Raw genomic sequence first — 20510 nt, forward strand, 5'->3', positions numbered from 1 at the left:
AATTTTCACACAGGAGATGGATGGATTTGATTTATTTAGATTATGCAGCTTCTACACCTGTTTCTGAGGAATCACTGCATGTATTTCAGCAGTTGAGCAAAGAATGTTACGGAAATGCGAGCAGCCTGCATGATGCAGGAGGAAGAGCAAATGAAATCTTGGCTTACAGCAGACAATCACTTGCAGCGGTTCTAGGGGGCGAACCTGATAGTATTTACTTTACAAGTGGCGGAACTGAATCCAATATCCTTGCGATTCAATCGATCATAAATGGGCTACCTCCACATAAACAGCATGTCATTACCACATCAGTAGAGCACCCTTCCGTTCATCATGCGGTCAATGCCTTGCAGCGTCTCGGTGTGAAGGTGACGGTCATAGAACCGAATCAAGAAGGAATTATCACAAAGGAGATTCTCAAACAGGCTCTATTGCCTGAAACCGGACTAGTATCCATCCAGCATGCCAACTCAGAAACTGGGATTATTCAGCCATTAGCTGAGTTAGCGACGCTCTTAAAAGAAAGAGACATTCTTTTTCATACAGATGCAGTGCAAACATTCGGAAAAATGCGTGTGTCGATTAAAGAACTTGGAGTTGATGCCCTCTCCATTTCGAGTCATAAAGTGTATGCACCTAAGGGCGCCGGTGCTGTCTATATGGGGGCACATGTCCCTTGGAAGCCTATATATCAACATACTGTACAGGAAAATGGTCTACGCCCAGGGACAGTGAACGTGCCATGCATCGGTGCTTTTGTAGCTGCGAGCGAGCAAATCATGCTGAAAATAGAGCATCAGCAGCAGCTAGATATTCAGCTTCGTGATTATTTTCTTCAGCAGCTAAAAAAACGGAAGCTGTCTGTCCGTATGCTGCAAGAAAGTGACCAGCGCCGCACGCTGCCTCATATTATTGGTTGTTTTTTTGAAGGGTTTGAAGGACAATATGTAATGTTAGCTTGTAACCGGCATGGGATTTGTATATCCACAGGAAGTGCGTGCGCTTCTGGTTATCACCACCCTTCCCCTGCTGTGAAGGCATTACATGTATCAGATCGTGATGCCCTTCAATTTATTCGACTATCATTTGGACGAGGATCATCAAAGGATGACATCGATCAGCTTTTGCATACATTTGAGAGCTTGCAAAAGGAGAAGAAAGGAGCATAAAACGTGGAACAAGAAAGAAAACTCATTGGCGAAGAAAGAAGAAACGCCATTTTAAAGTGGCTACAAGAGACTGATACACCACTCACCGGAAGTTTTTTAGCTAAAAAAGCCGCTGTCTCACGACAAGTCATTGTACAAGATATTTCATTACTCAAAGCAAAAAACGAACCCATTATTGCCACAAGCCAAGGCTATGTGTATATGGCGCAGCATACACCGGAAACTGAAATTGAACAGATTATCGCTTGCAAGCACGATCCTCATCGTACAGAAGAGGAGCTGACACTGATTGTAGACTACGGTGTAACGGTGAAAGACGTGATCATTGAGCACCCTGTCTACGGGGAGCTGACGGCCTCTATTCGAGTGAGTACGCGCAAACAAGTGGCTGACTTCGTTCATCATATTTCTAATACGGGCGCCTCCTACTTATCAGAGCTGACAGACGGCGTACACTTACATACCCTTACTTCATACAGCCAAAAGCAGCTTGACCAAGCCATTCAAGCGCTTGATGACGCTGGATTTCTCATTAAAGACTAAAAAAATAGTGTCCCCAAGAGGACACTATTTTTCATTCGTTAATTCATATGTTTGATAGCTGCCGAGTAGTTTCACTTCACAGCCAATCGCTTCTAATTCTTGAATGGCGCCAGGGACAAGTACATCATCCATCTCTTTTTCGATATCAATGATAAATAAATAGTGTCCAAGGCCTGTTTTTGTCGGACGCGATTCAATTTTGGACAAATTGAGATTCCGCCATGAAAAAGCTGATAACACGCGGTGCAATGCACCTGACTGATCATCCTTTGGCAGGCTGACAACAATGGTCGTTTTTGGCTTTGAAGAAAAACCAGAATTCATTGGGAATGATGCCTTCGCCTCTTTATGTAAAATAACAAAGCGTGTATGATTGTGCGGATAATCATGAATGTCTTTTTTCGCAATCGTCAATCCGTACGTTTTTGCGGCGATTTCATTCGCAATCGCACCAACAGCTTCATCTGGATGCTCACTGATGTATTTTGCTGCATAGCCTGTTGATTCCACTGGCCGATGCGGAATATCAGGGAACTGTCTCTTCAAAAATTGATGACACTGCGCAATGGCGTGCGGATGTGACTGAATCACATCTAATGTCTCCCAGCTCTCCGCTCTCGATGGATGGACGAGCAGGTGCTGGCGAATCGGTGCTGTCATTTCGCCCACAATGGACAAAGCGTCCTCATGAATTAAATAATCAATCGTTAAGTTCACAGATCCTTCGAGTGCATTTTCAAGTGGAACGACCGCCAAATCTACTTCTCCCTTTGACACGGCATCCATACATTGCGGAATGGTTGCATAAGCCCGCTGCTCTGCATCTTTTGGAAAACAAGAACAGACAGCCAAATGAGTAAATGTGGCCTCTGGTCCAAAGTAACCTACCGTTAATTGCTTCATCTGCTATGATCTCTCCTTTTACGCCCCAGAACCTAGAATTTCAACTTTTTCGACAAATTCAAGTTTTCTTAATTGATTCATGACTGTATTAATATCATCTGCCATGCCGGCCGTACTGATCGACAGGGTAACATTCGCTCTTCCTTGCAACGGAATCGTTTGGTGAATGGATAACACATTACAGCCAGAGTCAGCCACAATTTGCAGCAGCCTAGACAGAGCCCCAGACCGATCCTCCAGGTGGAAAAACAATGTGATGATCTGCTCTTTGACCATCGTATAAAATGGAAAAACAGCATCTCGATATTTATAAAAAGCACTGCGGCTTAAATCCGCTTTTTGAACAGCATCGGCAACTGAATCCGCTTTTTTGCGATCGAGAAGCTTTTTGACTTCAAGCGTTTTTCGCATCGCATCCGGAAGTACATCCTCTCTTACTAAATAGAACGTTTCTTCTTTCACCTGTTTTCTCCCCTTTTAAAAACGGGAGAGCCCATGAACTGGACCCTCCTTTTGATCAATCGATAAATTCAAATTCAAATTCAAGCAGACGAATGATGTCTCCATCTTTTGCACCACGTTCACGCAGGGCATCATCAACGCCCATTCCGCGCAGCTGTCTAGAGAATCGTTTCACTGACTCGTCTCTTGAGAAATCTGTCATCTTAAACAGTCGCTCAAGTGCTTTACCAGTTAAGACAAATGTACCATCAGGATCTCTTGAGATCTCAAATGCTGCTTCCCCTTCATCAAACTTGTACATCACACGGTTATCAGAGAGCTCTTCTTCATTGTAGAGCGGGAATTCCGGTGTTGTTTCAAGCTGATTGGCGATTTCAAATAAGAGCTCACGAAGCCCTTCTCTTGTGATCGCACTAATTGGGAACACTTTATAGTCATCTGTTAATTTTTCTTTAAATGCTGCTAGATTGTCAGCTGCATCCGGCATGTCCATTTTGTTCGCTACAATGATTTGCGGACGCTCTGTCAATCTCATATTGTATTGCTCAAGCTCTTCGTTAATCGTCACGTAATCTTCGTATGGGTCACGCCCTTCAAGTCCAGACATATCAATGACATGGACAATGACACGTGTACGTTCAATGTGGCGTAAAAATTGATGACCTAAGCCAACACCTTCGTGCGCTCCTTCGATCAGTCCTGGCAGATCCGCCATGACAAAGCTTCGGTTATCGTCTGTTTCAACCACTCCGAGGTTTGGCACAAGCGTTGTAAAATGATAATCCGCAATTTTTGGTTTCGCAGAAGAGACAATCGAAAGCAGCGTTGACTTCCCGACACTTGGGAAACCAACAAGTCCAACATCTGCAAGTACTTTTAATTCTAAGATGACGTCACGTTCTTTACCTGGCTCACCGTTTTCAGACAGCTGTGGTGCAGGGTTTGCTGGTGTTGCGAAGCGTGAATTTCCACGTCCTCCACGTCCACCTTTGGCAATCACAGCCCGCTGTCCATGCTCTGTCAAGTCAGCTAGTACTTGTTCCGTCTCAGCATCTGTCACAACTGTACCCGGCGGAACTTTAACAATCATTTCTTCCGCATTTCGACCATGCTGGTTTTTACTCATTCCATGCTCACCGCGGTCCGCCTTGAAATGACGCTTATAACGAAAGTCCATTAACGTTCTGAGTCCTTCGTCTACTTCAAATACTACATCTGCACCATTTCCGCCGTCGCCGCCTGCTGGCCCGCCTTTTGGCACATATTTTTCACGACGGAACGCCACCATACCGTTTCCGCCGTCACCGCCTTTAACATACACTTTAACCTGATCTACAAACATAACTTCCTCCGTTTCTCTGCATCACATATCTCGTTCTTGCCTCAAACAAAGCTCAATCATGGACTCATGATTCGTCACATGAAATTGCGTTATACTCATACATGGATAGTTTGCGTCATGAAACGCATTTAACGCATCCAAACTTGTTAATTTTCCTTTGAAATCAAAATATAAGATCACATCATTCTCTTCATGATCCGTTTGGAAAGTGACCGTTAAATGATTTTCAGTTTTTTGGCAAACTGATTGATCGAATATCGAAAACAACTCCCGTGATACCGTTAGCAGCTGCGATTCATATGCTGATAAGTCTCGGGTTTCACCAAGCACTTCATATTCTAGGGTGATAAAATGCGACTCCCAATTAAAGGTTAGAAAGTAATAGGCCAATTGGGGAATTTTTAAATTTGAGAGTTTGGATTCATGCTGTGCTTCAATGACCATTTCTTCTATTATTTCAAACACTCGGTCATATTTTTCTAATGTCAAGTTGCCTTTGATTAACTGCAATTTATTCATCCAGTCGTGTCTTGAACGACTAAGCAGATGGATCAATTCATTCGTTAATGCAACGTGAGTTAATTTTTCGTTTTGTTTACTTGGTATCTCTTCCATTATCGCACTCCCAATCGTTTGGTCTCTCTTTTAGGAGTCTTATCATCAATATGTCTCCCTGAATTATAACAGAGAAGACAGCTTAGAAAAACACTAGTTATGTGAGGAAAGGTTGTTTTTTCTGATCGTATAGGAGAAAATGAGGCAAAGTCAGCAAACGTTCTTTGATATTTATGGAGTGCATCTTCTTTTATCATCTTCGGTACTGCTTGTAAAAGTGAAAAAAACTCCAGTCAATGACCGGAGTTTTTAGCAATTATTGTGCCGCAGGATATACGCTCACTTTTTTACGGTCACGACCGAAACGTTCGAATTTAACCGTTCCGTCGATTTTAGCGAAAAGAGTGTCGTCGCCTCCGCGTCCAACGTTTTCACCTGGATAGATTTTCGTTCCACGTTGACGATAAAGGATAGAACCACCAGTTACGAATTGACCATCAGCACGTTTAGCGCCTAAACGTTTAGACTCAGAGTCACGTCCGTTCTTTGTAGAACCTACCCCTTTTTTAGATGCGAAAAATTGAAGATCTAATCTAAGCATGAAGTTCACCTCCTATTTTTTTGTAGATATTCTCACATAATCGTGATAATCTCGTTCAATTGTTTCTAAGGAAACGACCATGCCTTCTAAAAGCAACTGGGCTTTTTCAAAGGTGACTGGATCTGTATCAGCTGGCAGTTCAAAAGAGAAATACCCGCCTTCATCTCCAATATCAAGCAGTGGATCCATTCCTGTCAGTGCAATAATTGAATTGACTGACCCGAAAACAACAGCAGATACACCTGCACAAACGAGATCCTGACCTTTTTCAGCAAACTCGGCATGTCCAGTCATTTGAAAAGACGTAATGCTTTCATCTGCTGGCGACCGAGTAATGGTTGCTTTGATCATATCACTCACACGCCTTAAGCGTTGATTTTTTCGATAACAACTTTAGTGTAAGGTTGACGATGACCTTGTTTCTTGTGGTTGTTTTTCTTCGGTTTGTACTTGAACACAGTAATTTTCTTACCGCGACCTTGTTTTTCAACTTTAGCCGTTACTGTTGCTCCAGCAACTGAAGGGTTACCCACTTTGACAGTGTCTCCGCCGACAAACAATACGTTTTCGAAAGTAACTGTTTCACCTGCTTCAGCAGCTAGTTTTTCAACATAAACAGTTTGACCTTCTTCAACTTTTACTTGTTTACCACCAGTTTCGATAATTGCGTACATCTCTGCACCTCCTAATAAACTCAGACTCGCCGAATACAGGGGGCCAATAGGCACTTTACACCTGCTCCGCGCGGTTGTAGCACGGGTGCTACATATCCATAACATTAAAAAATATATCAAATTAGACGCTGAATGTCAATGTATTTTCACCATTAGTACGGTAAAAGAAGATCTTCCATGGAAGAGGTGGTTCTTCGATCTGAAAAATAAGCATGGAGCAATTCATTTTCATCGAGCTGGCTCATTTTCACACCATTCCGTTCGATAATAATGGGATGCTTACAGCCCCTTTGGAATCGCGCCATCACTTCATATATTTTCTCCTCAGCACCCGCTCTCAGTGGAATGAGTTTCTCTACCTTTTGCTCTTTTTTACCATAATAACGTTCTAGTAAAAAACGTACCCTGATATAATGCCGCTGCCGGTGTTCCATCACAAGCGAGTAGGCTAAAAAAGTGAGCAGGATCCAGCCGTTGAATTGCAGCGGAGCAAAACAGAGCAACCCTGCTGTCAAAAGACCGAAAAAAATGAGAGAGCCTTTTATTGCAAGGGCATGTGCCTGTTGAAAAGGGTAAAAAACAGATAAGAGCAAAAAGAATAATTTCCCGCCATCAAGTGGCCAAATGGGCAAAAGGTTCACTAGAAAAATCGCTACATTATAAAAAGTAAACATCGTAAAGACGTCATATGAGATAAGTGAGGCTTCCATGAGAAGCCAGGCGACGAGCTGGAGCGGGACATGCTGAAGCGGTCCGCATAAAATGACCGCCAGCTCTTCTTTTAGCGGACGGTTCCCGTGCTCTTCTACTTCTACCGCCCCGCCAAATGGCAGTAAAAAAATCCGCCGAATCCGCCAGTGATAATAACAAGCAGCCGCTGCATGTCCAAGCTCATGGACACAGACGATAATGAGCAGACAAAGCAGCGGCTTAATTTGACCTGATAGCATGGCAAATGCCATGACTATCCAAAGGAGCGGGTGAACATGGACCTTTGTCAGCATGAGCAGCCATCTATTCAAAGGTCATCACCTGAATGGGATCAATAAACTGTTCATTTTGCTTAATGGCAAAGTAATATGTCCCCTTGCCTTGTTCATCAAGCGCAATTTGACCAATTTTTTCCCCTTTATCGACAAAATCGTATAAAGCCACATCAGCTTCTTTTAGTTGGCCGTACCAGCTGTAGCTGTTATCTGCATGCTGCACCACGACGGTGAGCCCTGTATCACTTTTCTTTTTCACTTCTACGACATAGCCTTCTTTCATACTATCGATGGCTTCAGCAGATGTTTCAACTTTCACTCCGGCACCATTTTGCGTAAAGGATTCCTGCACTTTTCCAGAGGCAGGGACAGCCAGCTCTTGATTGGCTTGTACGTCCTTTTGCCCTTCTTTTCTATCGGTTAAAAAGGCAAGTGGGTTTCCGACAGTTTTCTCAAACCACCGGTTGGCGGCGGCAAATTGGAAATCTTGTTCAAACGTTTGACTGATCATCGGCTTCAGCTGCTGAAAAGGCCCCGCCTGCCCTTTAAATGAAATAGCGGCAATCAGTACAAGAGAGGCAGAAAGTAAACATTTAAGCACAAATGTATTTGAATGAAATAACGGATGGCGAAATTTTTTCGGCTGATGAGAATTTGACTCGTAGGAAGCCGAGCCAGAATGCTTTTCTTCTTCTGTCAACATGACCCATGGTGGAATATCATCTTTCTTCTTGAAAGCTGCCTTCTTAGGGGCAGCAGCTGGCTGCTTCATTTTACGGCGCTGCGCTATTTTCTTTCGATACTCGTCCACTCTTTTCATAAGATCACCCTTTACATACAAACAGTTTGTACATTTTATGTGGCGACATCATATGATATGCAACAAAAAGACCGATTCTCATCGAATCGGTCTCATCTCAAGTAAATCATTATGCTCTTACACCGAAAAATGCTTTCAGCTTTGCAAACATCCCTTTGTTTTCTTCTTCAAAGGATTGAAGAGGAACAGATTCACCTAGTACGCGGCGAGCAATATTGCGATACGCAATGGAAACTTTATTTTTAGCATCCATGACAATCGGTTCACCATTGTTTGAAGCCTTAATGACATCATCATCATCGGCTACAATGCCGAGAAGATCAATTGATAAATGATGGACAACTTCATCCACATCCATCGAATCGCCATTTTTCGCCATGTGTGTACGAATGCGGTTCACAATCAAACGAGGCGGTTCAATATCCTCTTGTTCCAGCAAGCCGATAATTCGGTCTGCATCTCTCACAGCTGAGATTTCAGGTGTCGTGACCACAATCGCTTTGTCAGCACCTGATACAGCATTTTTAAAGCCTTGCTCAATTCCAGCAGGGCAATCAATGACAACATAATCAAAGTCTTGTTTCAATGATTGAATTAATTCTTTGATCTGCTCCGGCTCTACCGCCGTTTTATCGCTTGTTTGAGCAGCAGGTAAAAGATACAAAAGATCCTCGAACCGCTTATCCTTCACAAGCGCTTGGTGAATCTTGCATCTTCCTTCTACTACATCGACTAGATCATAAATAATGCGGTTCTCAAGCCCCATCACGACATCTAAATTCCGAAGGCCGATGTCGGTATCAACTAGACACACTTTTTTTCCTTGAATTGCTAGTGCTGTGCCTAAGTTTGCAGATGTTGTTGTTTTGCCAACGCCGCCTTTTCCTGAGGTAATCACAATAGCCTCGCCCAATTTCACATTCCTCCCTCAAGCCTTGTCAGATTAGGTCTTATATGAGCCAATTGCTGCAGGCGTTCAATGATCATATTGCCATCTATATCTAAATAAGCACATTCCATTTCATTTCCATCTTCTTTTTGATCCGGTGCACGGTTAAACACCTGTGCGATGCGAAGCTGGGTTGGAATCATATGAGATGCTGCAATCACAGCTTGCTTGTTTCCATTACATCCAGCATGCGCTACACCTTTTAACGCACCGAGCACAAAAATATTCCCCCCTGCACGAATGGTTCCGCCAGGGTTGACATCTCCTATTAATAAGAGATCCCCTTCGACATAAAGCACCTGTCCAGAGCGTACAATTTTTGCTACAGAAGTAATCTCAGCCTCTGCTTTTAAACGTCTCGCCTCTTCAGTTGACATGACGTCACTTTCAATAGAGTGAATGACAAGATGTTCATTTTCAGACACCGCTTCAGTTAAACGCGCCTCTTGATCCTCTGTTAAATATCGAAAACCAAGTTTAATATGCACATTGACTTTATGTCCTTCTCTTCCGTCTGTATATTGCTCAAGTAATAGAACCTCTCGCAAGCCAGAAAGAAGGTCTTCAAACGAACAGTCATCATTTAACTGTAATGTTAATCCGTTTTTTGTACCTTTTATTGTCACATACTGCTGTTTTTGAGTTTTCAAGATGCTCACCTCAACAACATACTCATTTCGCCGTAATTGGACAAACTCCTGCTTTTATTCGTCGATCAGTCCTTGTTTCACATTGATGAAAAAGAGCCTAAGCGGCACAACAAGTATGAGAGACGCAGCAGTATTTAAAAGAATCGTTGGAATAAAGCGTTCGATGACATACGTATTAAAAGGCATAATATCTGGTTGAATCGTCGCTTGAACGCCGTACACATAAAACTCCATCACTGCAACAGCAATCATCGATAGAAAGACAACGACTAACATATTCGTTTGGAGGACTTTGAAGGCTTTTGCTAACAAATAGCAGAGCGCACCAAAGCCAAACATATGAACACCAAGAATACCTGTATACGAAATATCATATAAAAGTCCAAAGACAAATCCATAAATCACACCATATTTTTGATTCACAAAAGCTGTCATAAATACAAGTGCGAGTAAGATGAAATGAGGTGCTAAAATTTGATTATCTGAAACAAATGGGAGCTTCACTAAATCGACAAAAATACTGTCAAATACGAAAATAAACAACATGACGAAAGCAAGAAGGACACGTTTCACGAGCCTTCCTCCTTCGTTAATTGAGATGCATCTGCCGTACTTGTGCTGCGATTCACAACAATCACGCGGTCTAAATTATTGAGTTCAGCAGCTGGTTCTACATAAATAATTTTTGTCAGTCCGTAATGGTCCGGCTCAATTTCGCTTACCTTTCCAATCGTCAAGCCCTGCGGGAATACGCCCCCTGCTCCAGATGTTTCAACAAGATCTCCTTTTTTGACATCCCCATCAGCATCGGATTTTAAAATGTTCATTGTCAGCATTTTTTTCTTGCTGTCATAACCGTTAATAATCCCATTGAGTTCTTCTTTGCCCTTTTTCGCAAAAATTTTCGTTGAAATTCTATTATTTTGATCTGTAGAGCTTAGCAACCTTACAGTCGACGTAAAATTGTTGAGCTTATCACTTTCAATTTTCCCGATTAACGCACCACTCTCATTGGTGACCGCCATATCTTTTTCAACGCCTTGTTTTTTCCCTTTATCAATCATGACAAAACTATCCCAAAGGGACGGGTTTCTCGCAATGACTGTTGAAAGAATGGGCGTGTAGTCGCGAATAGAGTTCACATATCCGAGCTGCTTGCGAAGCTTTTTGTTCTCATCTTCTAGTTCTTGAAGTTTCGCCTCATATTGGGTTTGTCCATCAAGTTTTTTTCGAAGACGCTCGTTTTCATCATATGTGTTCTTTAAATCTTGTACGTTCCCATAAATACCGGCAATAAATTGTGATGGTTTATGAAAGACACCTTGAAAAAAGCCTGTCGTATCCCCCACTAATTTTTCCGGCCATGAAGCACCTCTGCCGCTTTTCACTGAAAAACCAATCATGGCCACCAGTACGATGACACAGACAAGGAGCAACATTAATCTTTTATTCATAAAAAACTGCGGCATGTCTTACACCTCTTTATTTACGCCCAATTATCGATTATCTTTAGATTTTCCTTTGAACAAGTGAATATGTTCTAGTGCTTTCCCTGTTCCGATCGCCACACAGTCAAGCGGATCTTCAGCAATAATGACCGGCATTTTTGTTTCATCACTAATGACTTTGTCAAGATTACGCAGCAATGCACCGCCGCCTGTTAACACAATTCCACGGTCCATAATATCTGCTGCCAGCTCAGGTGGCGTTTTTTCAAGTGTCATTTTGACCGCATCGACAATTGTTTCCACTGTATCGCGAAGCGCTTTTGCAATTTCTTCTGCCGTAATAGAGATCGTTTTTGGCAGACCTGTTAAAAGGTCACGGCCTCGAATGTCCATCTCATCATGTACGTCAGGCTGCGCAGAACCGATTTCCATTTTAATCGCTTCTGACGTGCGATCACCGATCATAAGATTATACGTTTTACGAATGTAGCTACTGATCGCATCATCCATTTCGTCTCCTGCAACACGGATCGATTGAGATGTCACAATACCGCCAAGTGAAATAATGGCTACTTCTGTTGTACCGCCGCCAATATCTACAACCATGCTTCCAGTTGGCTCCCATACAGGAAGGTTAGCACCGATTGCCGCAGCAAATGGCTCTTCAATAGGGTATGCGTCACGAGCACCAGCTTGTCTTGTTGCATCAATGACTGCACGCTCTTCTACTGCTGTAATACCAGATGGTACACACACCATCACGTACGGTTTACGAGCAAAAAGCCCTTTACCTTTTAATGCTTGATTAATGTAATATTTCATCATTGTTGCTGTCGTCTCGTAGTCCGCAATGACTCCGTCTTTCATTGGGCGCAGTGCCACAACATTACCAGGTGTACGACCGATCATGTTTCTAGCGTCATTTCCAACCGCCACTATAGACTTCGTATCAGTTTCCAAAGCTACGACCGAAGGTTCTCTCACAACAATGCCTTTTCCTTTAATAAAAACAAGCGTATTCGCTGTTCCAAGATCTATTCCAAGGTCTTTTGTACCAATTCCAAACATATGTATGTATCTTCCTTTCTTAAACCAAAATTCCCTTTAGGGAAAAACTCATAAACTCTATTATATCGTAAAACATTGAAAAAAAAAGTGTTACAAATACCCTTTTTCCTTCAAACTCACAAATTTTTGATCACCGATCACTAGATGATCAAGCAGCTGTATTCCAATCAGCTTCCCACATTCAAAAAGTCGCTGTGTGACTTCAATATCTTCCCTGCTGGGCGTCGGATCTCCAGATGGATGGTTGTGCACACATATAAATGAAGCGGCCGAACGTTTAAAGGCCTCTTTAAAAATTTCGCGCGGGTGAACAATCGACGAATTTAGACTTCCGATAAACACAGTATGTTTATGAAGAACTTGATTTTTGGTATTGAGATAAAGACAAACGAAATTCTCCTGCGTCAAAAATCTCATATCTTCCATCACAAAATTCGCACCATCTTCCGGCGTGCGGATCACATAACGATTGTCCGTCGTTTGATGGTGTAATCTAGTGCCGAGTTCTAAAGCAGCTAAAAGAGAGATCGCCTTCGCTTTTCCAACTCCTCGAATCTTTGACAATTCTTCAATCGAAGCTTCCTTCACAGAACGAAGACCACCAAATGTTTGCAAAAGTCTTGCGGACACTTGAAGAACTGATTCCTTTTTTGTGCCTGTTCTCAAAAGAATCGCGACAAGTTCATGGTTTGATAAGCTACTTGGGCCATATTTGACAAATCGTTCGCGCGGCTTTTCATCATGAGGAAAATGCTTTAGCAGCATAGGGAAATGATTCAAGATCTACACTCCTTTTTTGATTCCTTCCCGTCATCAAAAAGGGGTGATACCAAATGTTTCAAGCACTCTGACTGTTTTAGCAATAGGGAGTCCTACAACGGAAAAATAATCACCGTCTATTTTTTGTACAAACAGGGCACCTTTTCCTTGAATGCCATAGCTTCCAGCTTTATCAAGAGGCTCACCGGTTTCAATATAGCGGTCTATTTCATCTTGTGTAAGCGGCCAAAATGTCACGTCTGTCTGTTCATAAAATGTTTCTTTTCTATTCTCTGATTGAATCGTGACACCAGTCAAGACTTGATGTGTCTTACCTGACAATAATTGAAGCATTGAGGCTGCATCTTCCTTGTCTTTTGGCTTTCCAAGACATTTGCCATCAATTGCAACAATTGTATCTGCACCAATGATCACAGCTTTGGGATGTATTTTTTGAATATCATTTGCTTTTTGTTCTGCCAACCATTGGACGTTCTCAGCAGGAGAAAGGTTTCGATTTATTTCTTCTTTTAAATCACTTGCTTGAATGTCATAAGAAAACCCTGCTAAATCAAGCAATTCTTTTCTTCTAGGTGATTGAGATGCGAGTATTAACTGGTTCATGTTTGTTCATCCTTTCAGGGTTTAGCCTAAGAAGTAAGATACCCATTCATCCTATCAAATGAACATCTTACCGACAATTGACGAAAATGCCATTTTCATGTTCCTCCATCATTATGTTGGAAGCAAAAGAAAAAAACTAGTCATTTTTTGACTAGTTTGGCTGTTAAAAACATGATTTTACGTATTTAGTTGATCCAATAGCGCTTGCTGAGATTTCCAGCCATTTTCAGCAGATGGGTCATTTAAAAGCTGTACAGCTTTCAGCAAACTGCTTTTAGCTGGTGCGTCAGTTGTTTTGGCATTTTCAAGCTCAGAAATCAACTGAGTGACTTCTTTTTGATCCACATCTTCTCCTGCAATCACCTTAGAGGATAAGACAGATGCCTTCTCTATTAAACCTGTCAGCTCATCCGGCACTTGAAACGAGAGCTCTTTTCCTCCCCATGCTTCAAAATGCTGATCGATCAATTTTTTCCCAACGGCACTTGTCATGCCTTGTTCTGTGGCAAGTCCGGCAATCACATAATATCCATCATCCATTGATACCTTTTTACCTGCATATCCTGCCTCTTTTAAACTGTCAACTAAGTCATCTGCTCCTTTTTCAGAAGAAAACTTTCCAGCCTGCACCACAAAGGTTGAAAAATGACCTGATGCACTTTTTTCACCTTCATTGTCCTTTGACGTATCTGCAAGATCAGCCGATGGTGCATCTCCCCCAGCTTTCGCCGAAGGCCCGCTTCCAGATGCTGAGACGCTGATATGATCGCCTCCTGATGGATTGGCAGACCCATCTTTACTTAAACTTAATGCAAATACACCGAGGCCTGTCCCTAGAACGACTGCAAACACAATCGTTGTCATCACTCGTTTGAAGGGACCGCGGTTTTTACTGAACTTCTGGTCAAAAGAACCTTTTTTCTTTTGATAAGGTGTGACGACCTTTGGATCCGAATGGTAAATGTGATCAGCCGCATCGTCCCATTGAAAATCTTCTTCTTTCGGTTTAGACGGTTCCTCCCCGGAAGCAGCTGTCTCCTGTTCCGACTGTCTCTTTTCCTCCCAGTTCGAAAACGTCACTTGATCCTCTTGCTGTTTTTTAGGTTGATGCTCTTCTCCATGCAGCATTTCTTCCTTGCCATTAATATTGACCTTTAACCCTTGTTTTTTTGCCTGCCTTTTTTTCACTGTCATTCCCCGCTTTCTGACATTGTTTGTAAGAAAGACCTTTCTGTCCAATGAAATAGCGCGAATGTAACCCGTCCTTCTTTCTGTTTCACACTTTAACATAGCCAATAAAAAAAAGAACAAGACTTTTGTCGGCAGGTTCAAAAAGTGTTCGCCAATTTTCTCATCCAAAAAATCACCAATTGGGTTTAACAGATCACCACAAAAAAGATAAAACCAGAAAGAACAAGCGATGGCAGGAACAAAAGGAAAGGGTTCATTTGCCTTGTAAGAAAACACCTTAGCGTAAACCATTCCCGTGACAGACGAAAGAAAAAGAATGATCAGAAACGGCTTAAATCCGAAGCAAAATGCAAGCACACCAAATAGTTTGACATCCGCTCCCCCCATACTATTTGGCTTAAAATGTTCTAAACTATAAAACAAAAGAAGACAAATAAGAAGGGATGCCGCTCCTTCCCACCAAATAAAAAGTGGTTCTAGCATGCGGTATATGACGAAAAGAGGAAAAAAGAAGAGAAAGAGCTCGTTGGGTACTCTCATATAAAAAAGATCGCTCACGACAGCAATCACGAATAAACTACATAGACTCACAAGAAAAAGACCCTCAAAAGAGAAACCAGCATGTCTATAAACGAGTAAAAAAAGGCCGCCTGTCAACAGCTCAACCAGTGGATAAAGCAAAGAGAGCCGGGTTCCACAATGCTTACATGACCCTTTCAATACAATATAAGAAACAAGCGGGAGCATGTCGTGAAAAGAAAGCGGCTCTTTACAAGCTGCGCAGTGTGAACGAGGAAAAAGAATGGACCGCTTCATTGGAAGCCTCTCACCAACTAGATGAAAAAATGACCCCATAACCATGCCTGTGAAAAACATAAAAAAATCAATCAAATTAGGTGACTCCTTCCGGAAATAGAATAGACCGGATTGTAACATAGCGATTCACCTTTGATCACCTTGCGAAAAAGTGATTTCCCCCCTCTCCTACATATCAAAAGAAAAAAGACGCGCATTGCATAGAAGCAATTTGCGTCTTTTCCTCACTGTAAAATACGACTTCGTACATCTGAGATAAAATAAAGGGAACCTGTCACCAGAATCATTGCTGAAGGGTCATCTCTTTTCTTCTGAATGAAGTCAAGCACTGCACGAGGGTCTTCATCAAACGATTTTGCTTCTAAATGGCTGCAAGCATAAAGCTTTTCCGCTGATTCAGCTCTTGGAAAGTCAAAGGAAACAAAATGAATCGATGAACTAATCCTTTCAAGCTTTTCGATCATTTGTTTGTAAGGTTTATCTTTTAACGCACTAAAACATACATGAACCTGTTTACTAGAAAAATGAGCTTGTACAGTTTCAATTAAACGGTCCATTCCTTCTTCGTTATGAGCACCATCTAAATAAACAAGAGGCTCATCTTGGACCTTTTCAAATCTTCCAACCCACACCGCCTGCCGAATTCCTTCATACACTTGCTCATTTAGCACATGGATATATCCTTCTTGCTCCAGCCATTCGATCAGTAGAACGGCAAGGGAGGCGTTCTGCATTTGATGCGTTCCGATTAACCCTGTCTCCAGCTGCGAGTACTCCCTTTTTGGGGTAGTGAATGTGAAACGTTCTCCTGTTTCAGTCGGTTGCTGGTCCTTAAAGGTACAAGTATCATGTAACGAGATAAACGGCGCATTCTTTTCTTCGGCTTTGTGTTGTATCACAGTAAGAGCTTCCGCTTGATGAACGGCCGTGATCATCGGAATCCCAGTTTTAATAATGCCAGCTTTTTCTGCGGCAATCTGATCAAGTGTGTCGCCTAAAATGGCCATATGATCGTGACCAATCGACGTAATTGCTGTTAAGATGGGCGCTGCCACATTTGTAGAATCAAGTCTTCCGCCAAGTCCTGTTTCCAAGAGGACAAAGTCTACTTGGTGCACATGGGCAAAATAAGCAAACGCACATGCTGTAATGATCTCAAACTCTGTTGCTGCACCAAGCTCTGTATCATCTAATTCATCAACTAAAGGCTTGATGTCGTTCACCAAACTCAGCCACTCTTCGTCCAAAATCGGCTCCCCATTAACACTAATTCGTTCATTGAACGTTAAAATAAATGGTGAGGTGAAGGTTCCAACTGAATAGCCCGCTGACTGTAAAATGGATCGAGTAAATGCAATCGTTGATCCTTTTCCATTTGTTCCAGCTACATGCACCGCTTTTATTTTTTGTTCAGGATGGTCTAGTCTGTCCATCAGCCATTTCATTCGTTCAAGTCCCGGTTTGACACCGAAAGCGAGTCTGCTATGAATCCATTCAATGGCTTCATGATAGGTTGTAAACAATGTCATCTCTCATTTCATACGAAATTTTCAAAAAAGACGACTCCAATTCATTAGGAGCCGTCTTTTCACTCTTATGCTTTCAGCTCTTCAATACGCTTTTGAACAGCTTCGCGTTTTGCGACATAATCACGTTCTTTCGCACGCTCTTCTTCTACGACACTTTCAGGCGCTTTTTTCATAAAGCCTTCATTGCCAAGCTTTTTCTGAACTCGTTCCACTTCTTTTGTCAGTTTATCAAGCTCTTTTTGCAGACGGGCAATTTCTTCGTCTAAATTGATTAAACCTTCAAGCGGCAGAATGAGTTCTGCTCCAGAAATAACAGCCGTCATCGCTTTATCACTAGCAGGAACATCCGTGCCAATTTCAAGCACACTTGGATTCGTAAAGCGTTCAATATATGAACGGTTCTTCTCTAAACGTTCCTGTACATCAGGTGTGGATGCTTTGATATATAGCTCGACTTGTTTGCTCATTGGCGTGTTCACTTCACTGCGAATGTTACGAACAGAACGAATCAGTTCAACAAGCAGCTTCATATCAGCAGAAGCTTGTTCGTTGGAAAGCTCCGGCTTCACTTCAGGCCATGCCGCTACAGTAATGGACTCACCTTCATGAGGCAGATGCTGCCAAATTTCTTCTGTTAAGAACGGCATAAATGGATGAAGAAGTCTCATCGTTTGATCTAATACATACGCAAGGATCGAACGAGTCGTTTTCTTCGCTGCTTCATCTTCTCCATAAAGCGGAAGCTTCGCCATCTCAATATACCAATCACAGAAATCATCCCAAATGAAGTTGTATAAATGTCTGCCCACTTCACCGAATTCATACTTGTCAGCAAGCTGTGTGACACTTTCAATTGTTTCATTTAAGCGTGTTAAAATCCATTGATCAGCAACTGATTTTTCTCCTGTTAAATCAAGCTCATCGTACGTTAAACCATCCATATTCATGAGAGCAAAACGGGATGCGTTCCAAATTTTGTTCGCAAAGTTCCAAGTGGATTCAACCTTTTCAAAGCTAAAACGTAAATCTTGACCTGGAGAGCTTCCAGTCGCTAAGAAATATCTCAATGAATCCGCTCCGTACTTGTGGATAACCTCCATTGGATCAATTCCGTTGCCAAGTGACTTACTCATTTTACGCCCTTGTTCATCGCGAATAAGACCATGAATGAGGACATCTTTAAATGGTTTTTCTCCTGTGAATTCAAGACCTTGGAAGATCATACGAGAGACCCAGAAGAAGATGATGTCATAGCCTGTTACAAGCAGATTGGTTGGGTAGTAGCGCTTGAAGTCTTCACTTTCTGCATCTGGCCAGCCCATTGTAGAGAAAGGCCAAAGCGCTGAACTAAACCATGTATCAAGTACATCGTTATCTTGCTCCCAGTTTTCAATATCTTCTGGCGCATCAAGTCCCACGTATACTTCCTTCGTTTCTTTATGATACCAAGCCGGAATGCGGTGTCCCCACCATAGCTGACGAGAAATACACCAGTCACGGATATTTTCCATCCAGTGTAAATACGTCTTTTCAAATCGGTCTGGAACAAATTGAACTTGCTCATCACCTTTTTGCAGATTGATGGCTTCATCTGCGAGCGGCTGCATTTTCACAAACCATTGTGTTGATAAATATGGCTCCACTACAGCGCCACTGCGCTCACTGTGACCAACTGAATGCATGTGGTCCTCAATTTTGAACAAAATGCCTTCTTCTTGAAGATCTTTCACAAGCTGTTTACGACATTCGAAGCGGTCCATTCCTTTGTATTGAAGTGCGTTTCCATTCATTGTGCCATCTTCATTCATCACAAGAATGCGCTCTAGGTTATGACGGTTTCCAAGCTCGAAGTCATTCGGGTCATGAGCCGGCGTAATTTTTACAGCTCCTGATCCAAATTCCATATCGACATAGTCATCCCCGACGATTGGAATCTCTCGGCCTGTAATTGGTAAAACAACTGTTTTCCCAATCAAATGCTGATAGCGTTCATCTTCAGGATGTACAGCGACTGCCGTATCTCCCAGCATCGTTTCAGGTCTTGTTGTCGCAATTTCAATCGAACCGGATCCATCTGCAAGCGGATATCTCAAGTGATAAAACGCTCCTTGCACATCCTTGTAGATGACTTCAATATCAGAAAGGGCCGTTTTTGTTGCTGGGTCCCAGTTAATGATGTATTCTCCGCGATAGATCAATCCTTTTTCATACAATTGAACAAACACTTGGCGGACTGCTTTATTCAAGCCTTCATCTAATGTAAAACGCTCACGCGAATAGTCTAGACCTAGACCCATTTTCGCCCACTGGCTGCGAATAAAATCGGCATACTCTTCTTTCCACTTCCACGTTTCTTCTACAAATTTTTCACGTCCGAGATCATAGCGGCTCACGCCTTCTTCGCGAAGCTTTGCCTCTACCTTTGCTTGTGTTGCAATACCCGCATGGTCCATTCCTGGCAGCCATAAAACATCATAGCCCTGCATCCGTTTCATACGAGTCACGATGTCTTGAAGGGTTGAATCCCAAGCATGCCCTAAGTGTAATTTTCCTGTCACGTTTGGTGGAGGAATGACGACTGTATATGGATCTTTCGTTTTGTCATTTTGTGCTTCGAAGAATTTCCCTTCAAGCCAGTACGTATAGCGGTCTTTTTCAATCGCATTTGGATCGTACTTTGTTGGCATTTCTTGATTATTTGTTTCCATTTGTGTTACCTCCACATTTTTTCGGCTGATGAAACATAAAAAAAAGCCTTCTCATCCTTATAAAAGGACGAAAAAGCTTTTTCGCGGTACCACCTTTTTTCACGAAACACTTAGACGTGTCCCGTACTCTCTAAAGGATAACGGGGATCTCCCGAATTTCTCTACTACATGTTTCAAGAAATTAAGCTCACAGGCGACCTTCCAAACAAGTGCATCCTAGAAAACCTTTCAGCTATTGGTTTCCCTCTCTTTAGGGTCTTGCTCGTACTCTTCCTGATCCACGCTTACGATATATCACGTTCATCAGCTTATACTCATCTTTTATTAATATTACTAAATGCCTTTTGTTTTCGTCAATCATCTTTTCCGCTTTTCTTCTTCTTTATACAAATTGGGCAGGCACCCTTTGCCTCTTTGCCCATATGATAATAACAAAATAAAGAAGGAGGGCGTTTTATTTTGAAAAAGATCAATCCTTACACACTCCCCCCATGGCTTAGACAAATTCGGGCAGTTGCCTCCCAAGTCGTTCTCCCGATTGCCATATTTCAAGGCTTTCGCACGATCATTTTTCCCACAACATTTGACGTCCTCATCTTAGGAATTCTCATATTTCTCGCCTGTGCCTTTCATCTTGATTGGTTTTAAGAGAGCTGAAAGCTGCAGGCTCACTCTTATGTATCGATTACCCCATATTAGACATTTGACAGCAA

The 20510-nt window shown here is 42.3% G+C and carries 22 protein-coding genes, 1 pseudogene and 2 other annotated features; of the genes and pseudogenes, 3 read left to right on the top strand and 20 right to left on the bottom strand.

The window, feature by feature from the left end; translation table 11 throughout:
* Nucleotides 1-20: 20 nt before the first annotated feature.
* Together NST01_RS12540 and NST01_RS12545 are read left to right on the top strand one after the other, a co-directional pair.
* Nucleotides 21-1169: an IscS subfamily cysteine desulfurase gene (locus tag NST01_RS12540; protein WP_326115871.1), complete on the top strand. Its 1149-nt coding sequence runs from the start codon at nt 21-23 to the stop codon at nt 1167-1169.
* A gap of 3 nt (nt 1170-1172) precedes the next feature.
* On the top strand, nt 1173-1712 hold the full coding sequence (locus NST01_RS12545) for a transcription repressor NadR (RefSeq protein WP_017358132.1): 540 nt from the start codon (nt 1173-1175) through the stop codon (nt 1710-1712).
* A 24-nt stretch (nt 1713-1736) separates the two neighbouring features.
* Here the strand turns inward: NST01_RS12545 and pheA are convergent, their stop codons facing one another.
* The 20 genes and pseudogenes from pheA to NST01_RS12645 form a co-directional block, all read right to left on the bottom strand.
* Nucleotides 1737-2615 carry a prephenate dehydratase gene (gene pheA / locus NST01_RS12550; RefSeq protein WP_007501516.1) on the bottom strand — a complete coding sequence of 293 codons (879 nt, stop codon included), beginning with the start codon at nt 2613-2615 and terminating at the stop codon, nt 1737-1739.
* 18 nt (nt 2616-2633) lie between these two features.
* Nucleotides 2634-3077, bottom strand: coding sequence for an ACT domain-containing protein (locus tag NST01_RS12555; protein WP_008342790.1), 444 nt, complete (start codon nt 3075-3077; stop codon nt 2634-2636).
* Nucleotides 3078-3132: 55 nt separating this feature from the next.
* The gene (gene obgE / locus NST01_RS12560; protein WP_007501521.1) at nt 3133-4419 is read right to left on the bottom strand and encodes a GTPase ObgE; all 1287 of its coding nucleotides are present in this window, start codon (nt 4417-4419) and stop codon (nt 3133-3135) included.
* 21 nt (nt 4420-4440) lie between these two features.
* Nucleotides 4441-5034 carry a sporulation initiation phosphotransferase B gene (locus tag NST01_RS12565; protein WP_007501522.1) on the bottom strand — a complete coding sequence of 198 codons (594 nt, stop codon included), beginning with the start codon at nt 5032-5034 and terminating at the stop codon, nt 4441-4443.
* Nucleotides 5035-5290: 256 nt separating this feature from the next.
* Entirely contained in the window at nt 5291-5575 is a 285-nt protein-coding gene (rpmA, locus tag NST01_RS12570; RefSeq protein WP_003216586.1) for a 50S ribosomal protein L27, read from the bottom strand.
* Between the two features lie 12 nt (nt 5576-5587).
* Nucleotides 5588-5926 carry a ribosomal-processing cysteine protease Prp gene (locus tag NST01_RS12575; RefSeq protein ID WP_007501524.1) on the bottom strand — a complete coding sequence of 113 codons (339 nt, stop codon included), beginning with the start codon at nt 5924-5926 and terminating at the stop codon, nt 5588-5590.
* Nucleotides 5927-5940: 14 nt separating this feature from the next.
* Nucleotides 5941-6249: a 50S ribosomal protein L21 gene (gene rplU, locus NST01_RS12580; protein ID WP_003216781.1), complete on the bottom strand. Its 309-nt coding sequence runs from the start codon at nt 6247-6249 to the stop codon at nt 5941-5943.
* A gap of 12 nt (nt 6250-6261) precedes the next feature.
* Nucleotides 6262-6335: a sequence feature (ribosomal protein L21 leader region), on the bottom strand.
* A gap of 66 nt (nt 6336-6401) precedes the next feature.
* Complete coding sequence (locus tag NST01_RS12585; protein ID WP_041506793.1) at nt 6402-7271, bottom strand: M50 family metallopeptidase; 870 nt, start codon at nt 7269-7271, stop codon at nt 6402-6404.
* Nucleotides 7264-8055, bottom strand: a complete 792-nt coding sequence (locus NST01_RS12590) for a M23 family metallopeptidase (protein ID WP_048002776.1) — start codon at nt 8053-8055, stop codon at nt 7264-7266. Before NST01_RS12590 ends, NST01_RS12585 begins: the two co-directional genes overlap by 8 nt.
* 109 nt (nt 8056-8164) lie before the next feature.
* Nucleotides 8165-8968, bottom strand: coding sequence for a septum site-determining protein MinD (gene minD / locus NST01_RS12595; RefSeq protein WP_017358134.1), 804 nt, complete (start codon nt 8966-8968; stop codon nt 8165-8167).
* A gap of 2 nt (nt 8969-8970) precedes the next feature.
* Nucleotides 8971-9654 carry a septum site-determining protein MinC gene (gene minC, locus NST01_RS12600; protein ID WP_007501533.1) on the bottom strand — a complete coding sequence of 228 codons (684 nt, stop codon included), beginning with the start codon at nt 9652-9654 and terminating at the stop codon, nt 8971-8973.
* A gap of 54 nt (nt 9655-9708) precedes the next feature.
* Nucleotides 9709-10227, bottom strand: coding sequence for a rod shape-determining protein MreD (mreD, locus tag NST01_RS12605; protein ID WP_035390984.1), 519 nt, complete (start codon nt 10225-10227; stop codon nt 9709-9711).
* On the bottom strand, nt 10224-11123 hold the full coding sequence (mreC, locus tag NST01_RS12610; RefSeq protein WP_007501536.1) for a rod shape-determining protein MreC: 900 nt from the start codon (nt 11121-11123) through the stop codon (nt 10224-10226). Before mreC ends, mreD begins: the two co-directional genes overlap by 4 nt.
* 27 nt (nt 11124-11150) lie before the next feature.
* On the bottom strand, nt 11151-12170 hold the full coding sequence (locus NST01_RS12615; RefSeq protein ID WP_007501538.1) for a rod shape-determining protein: 1020 nt from the start codon (nt 12168-12170) through the stop codon (nt 11151-11153).
* A 90-nt stretch (nt 12171-12260) separates the two neighbouring features.
* Nucleotides 12261-12935 (bottom strand): RadC family protein, encoded by a 675-nt coding sequence (radC, locus tag NST01_RS12620; protein ID WP_026050121.1) that lies wholly within the window; start codon nt 12933-12935, stop codon nt 12261-12263.
* Nucleotides 12936-12983: 48 nt separating this feature from the next.
* Nucleotides 12984-13553: a Maf family protein gene (locus NST01_RS12625; protein WP_007501543.1), complete on the bottom strand. Its 570-nt coding sequence runs from the start codon at nt 13551-13553 to the stop codon at nt 12984-12986.
* Between the two features lie 177 nt (nt 13554-13730).
* Entirely contained in the window at nt 13731-14747 is a 1017-nt protein-coding gene (locus NST01_RS12630; RefSeq protein ID WP_445662201.1) for an SPOR domain-containing protein, read from the bottom strand.
* A gap of 192 nt (nt 14748-14939) precedes the next feature.
* Nucleotides 14940-15635: pseudogene (locus NST01_RS12635) on the bottom strand (prepilin peptidase); the annotation flags it as partial.
* 149 nt (nt 15636-15784) lie between these two features.
* Nucleotides 15785-17089 (bottom strand): bifunctional folylpolyglutamate synthase/dihydrofolate synthase, encoded by a 1305-nt coding sequence (locus NST01_RS12640; RefSeq protein WP_144684092.1) that lies wholly within the window; start codon nt 17087-17089, stop codon nt 15785-15787.
* A gap of 65 nt (nt 17090-17154) precedes the next feature.
* A complete protein-coding gene (locus NST01_RS12645; RefSeq protein ID WP_341041964.1) occupies nt 17155-19797 on the bottom strand; it encodes a valine--tRNA ligase in 2643 nt (880 codons plus the stop codon).
* A gap of 60 nt (nt 19798-19857) precedes the next feature.
* Nucleotides 19858-20087, bottom strand: a binding site (T-box leader).
* 169 nt (nt 20088-20256) lie between these two features.
* On the opposite strand from NST01_RS12645, the gene NST01_RS12650 reads away from it, so the two are divergent.
* Nucleotides 20257-20445, top strand: a complete 189-nt coding sequence (locus NST01_RS12650; protein ID WP_003216497.1) for a hypothetical protein — start codon at nt 20257-20259, stop codon at nt 20443-20445.
* Nucleotides 20446-20510: the final 65 nt, after the last annotated feature.

Source organism: Bacillus sp. FSL R7-0166 (assembly GCF_038008935.1).
Classification (GTDB): domain Bacteria; phylum Bacillota; class Bacilli; order Bacillales; family Bacillaceae; genus Bacillus; species Bacillus altitudinis.

Excerpts from the sequence above, each read along its gene's own strand:
- radC (WP_026050121.1), bottom strand. The coding sequence starts at position 12,935 with ATGCTGCTAAAGCATTTTCCTCATGATGAAAAGCCGCGCGAACGATTT.
- NST01_RS12590 (WP_048002776.1), bottom strand. The coding sequence starts at position 8,055 with ATGAAAAGAGTGGACGAGTATCGAAAGAAAATAGCGCAGCGCCGTAAA.
- NST01_RS12540 (WP_326115871.1), top strand. The coding sequence starts at position 21 with ATGGATTTGATTTATTTAGATTATGCAGCTTCTACACCTGTTTCTGAG.
- rpmA (WP_003216586.1), bottom strand. The coding sequence starts at position 5,575 with ATGCTTAGATTAGATCTTCAATTTTTCGCATCTAAAAAAGGGGTAGGT.
- obgE (WP_007501521.1), bottom strand. The coding sequence starts at position 4,419 with ATGTTTGTAGATCAGGTTAAAGTGTATGTTAAAGGCGGTGACGGCGGA.
- NST01_RS12645 (WP_341041964.1), bottom strand. The coding sequence starts at position 19,797 with ATGGAAACAAATAATCAAGAAATGCCAACAAAGTACGATCCAAATGCG.
- mreC (WP_007501536.1), bottom strand. The coding sequence starts at position 11,123 with ATGCCGCAGTTTTTTATGAATAAAAGATTAATGTTGCTCCTTGTCTGT.
- NST01_RS12640 (WP_144684092.1), bottom strand. The coding sequence starts at position 17,089 with ATGACATTGTTTACAACCTATCATGAAGCCATTGAATGGATTCATAGC.
- NST01_RS12615 (WP_007501538.1), bottom strand. The coding sequence starts at position 12,170 with ATGTTTGGAATTGGTACAAAAGACCTTGGAATAGATCTTGGAACAGCG.
- NST01_RS12565 (WP_007501522.1), bottom strand. The coding sequence starts at position 5,034 with ATGGAAGAGATACCAAGTAAACAAAACGAAAAATTAACTCACGTTGCA.
- NST01_RS12625 (WP_007501543.1), bottom strand. The coding sequence starts at position 13,553 with ATGAACCAGTTAATACTCGCATCTCAATCACCTAGAAGAAAAGAATTG.
- pheA (WP_007501516.1), bottom strand. The coding sequence starts at position 2,615 with ATGAAGCAATTAACGGTAGGTTACTTTGGACCAGAGGCCACATTTACT.
- rplU (WP_003216781.1), bottom strand. The coding sequence starts at position 6,249 with ATGTACGCAATTATCGAAACTGGTGGTAAACAAGTAAAAGTTGAAGAA.
- NST01_RS12630 (WP_445662201.1), bottom strand. The coding sequence starts at position 14,747 with ATGACAGTGAAAAAAAGGCAGGCAAAAAAACAAGGGTTAAAGGTCAAT.
- NST01_RS12575 (WP_007501524.1), bottom strand. The coding sequence starts at position 5,926 with ATGATCAAAGCAACCATTACTCGGTCGCCAGCAGATGAAAGCATTACG.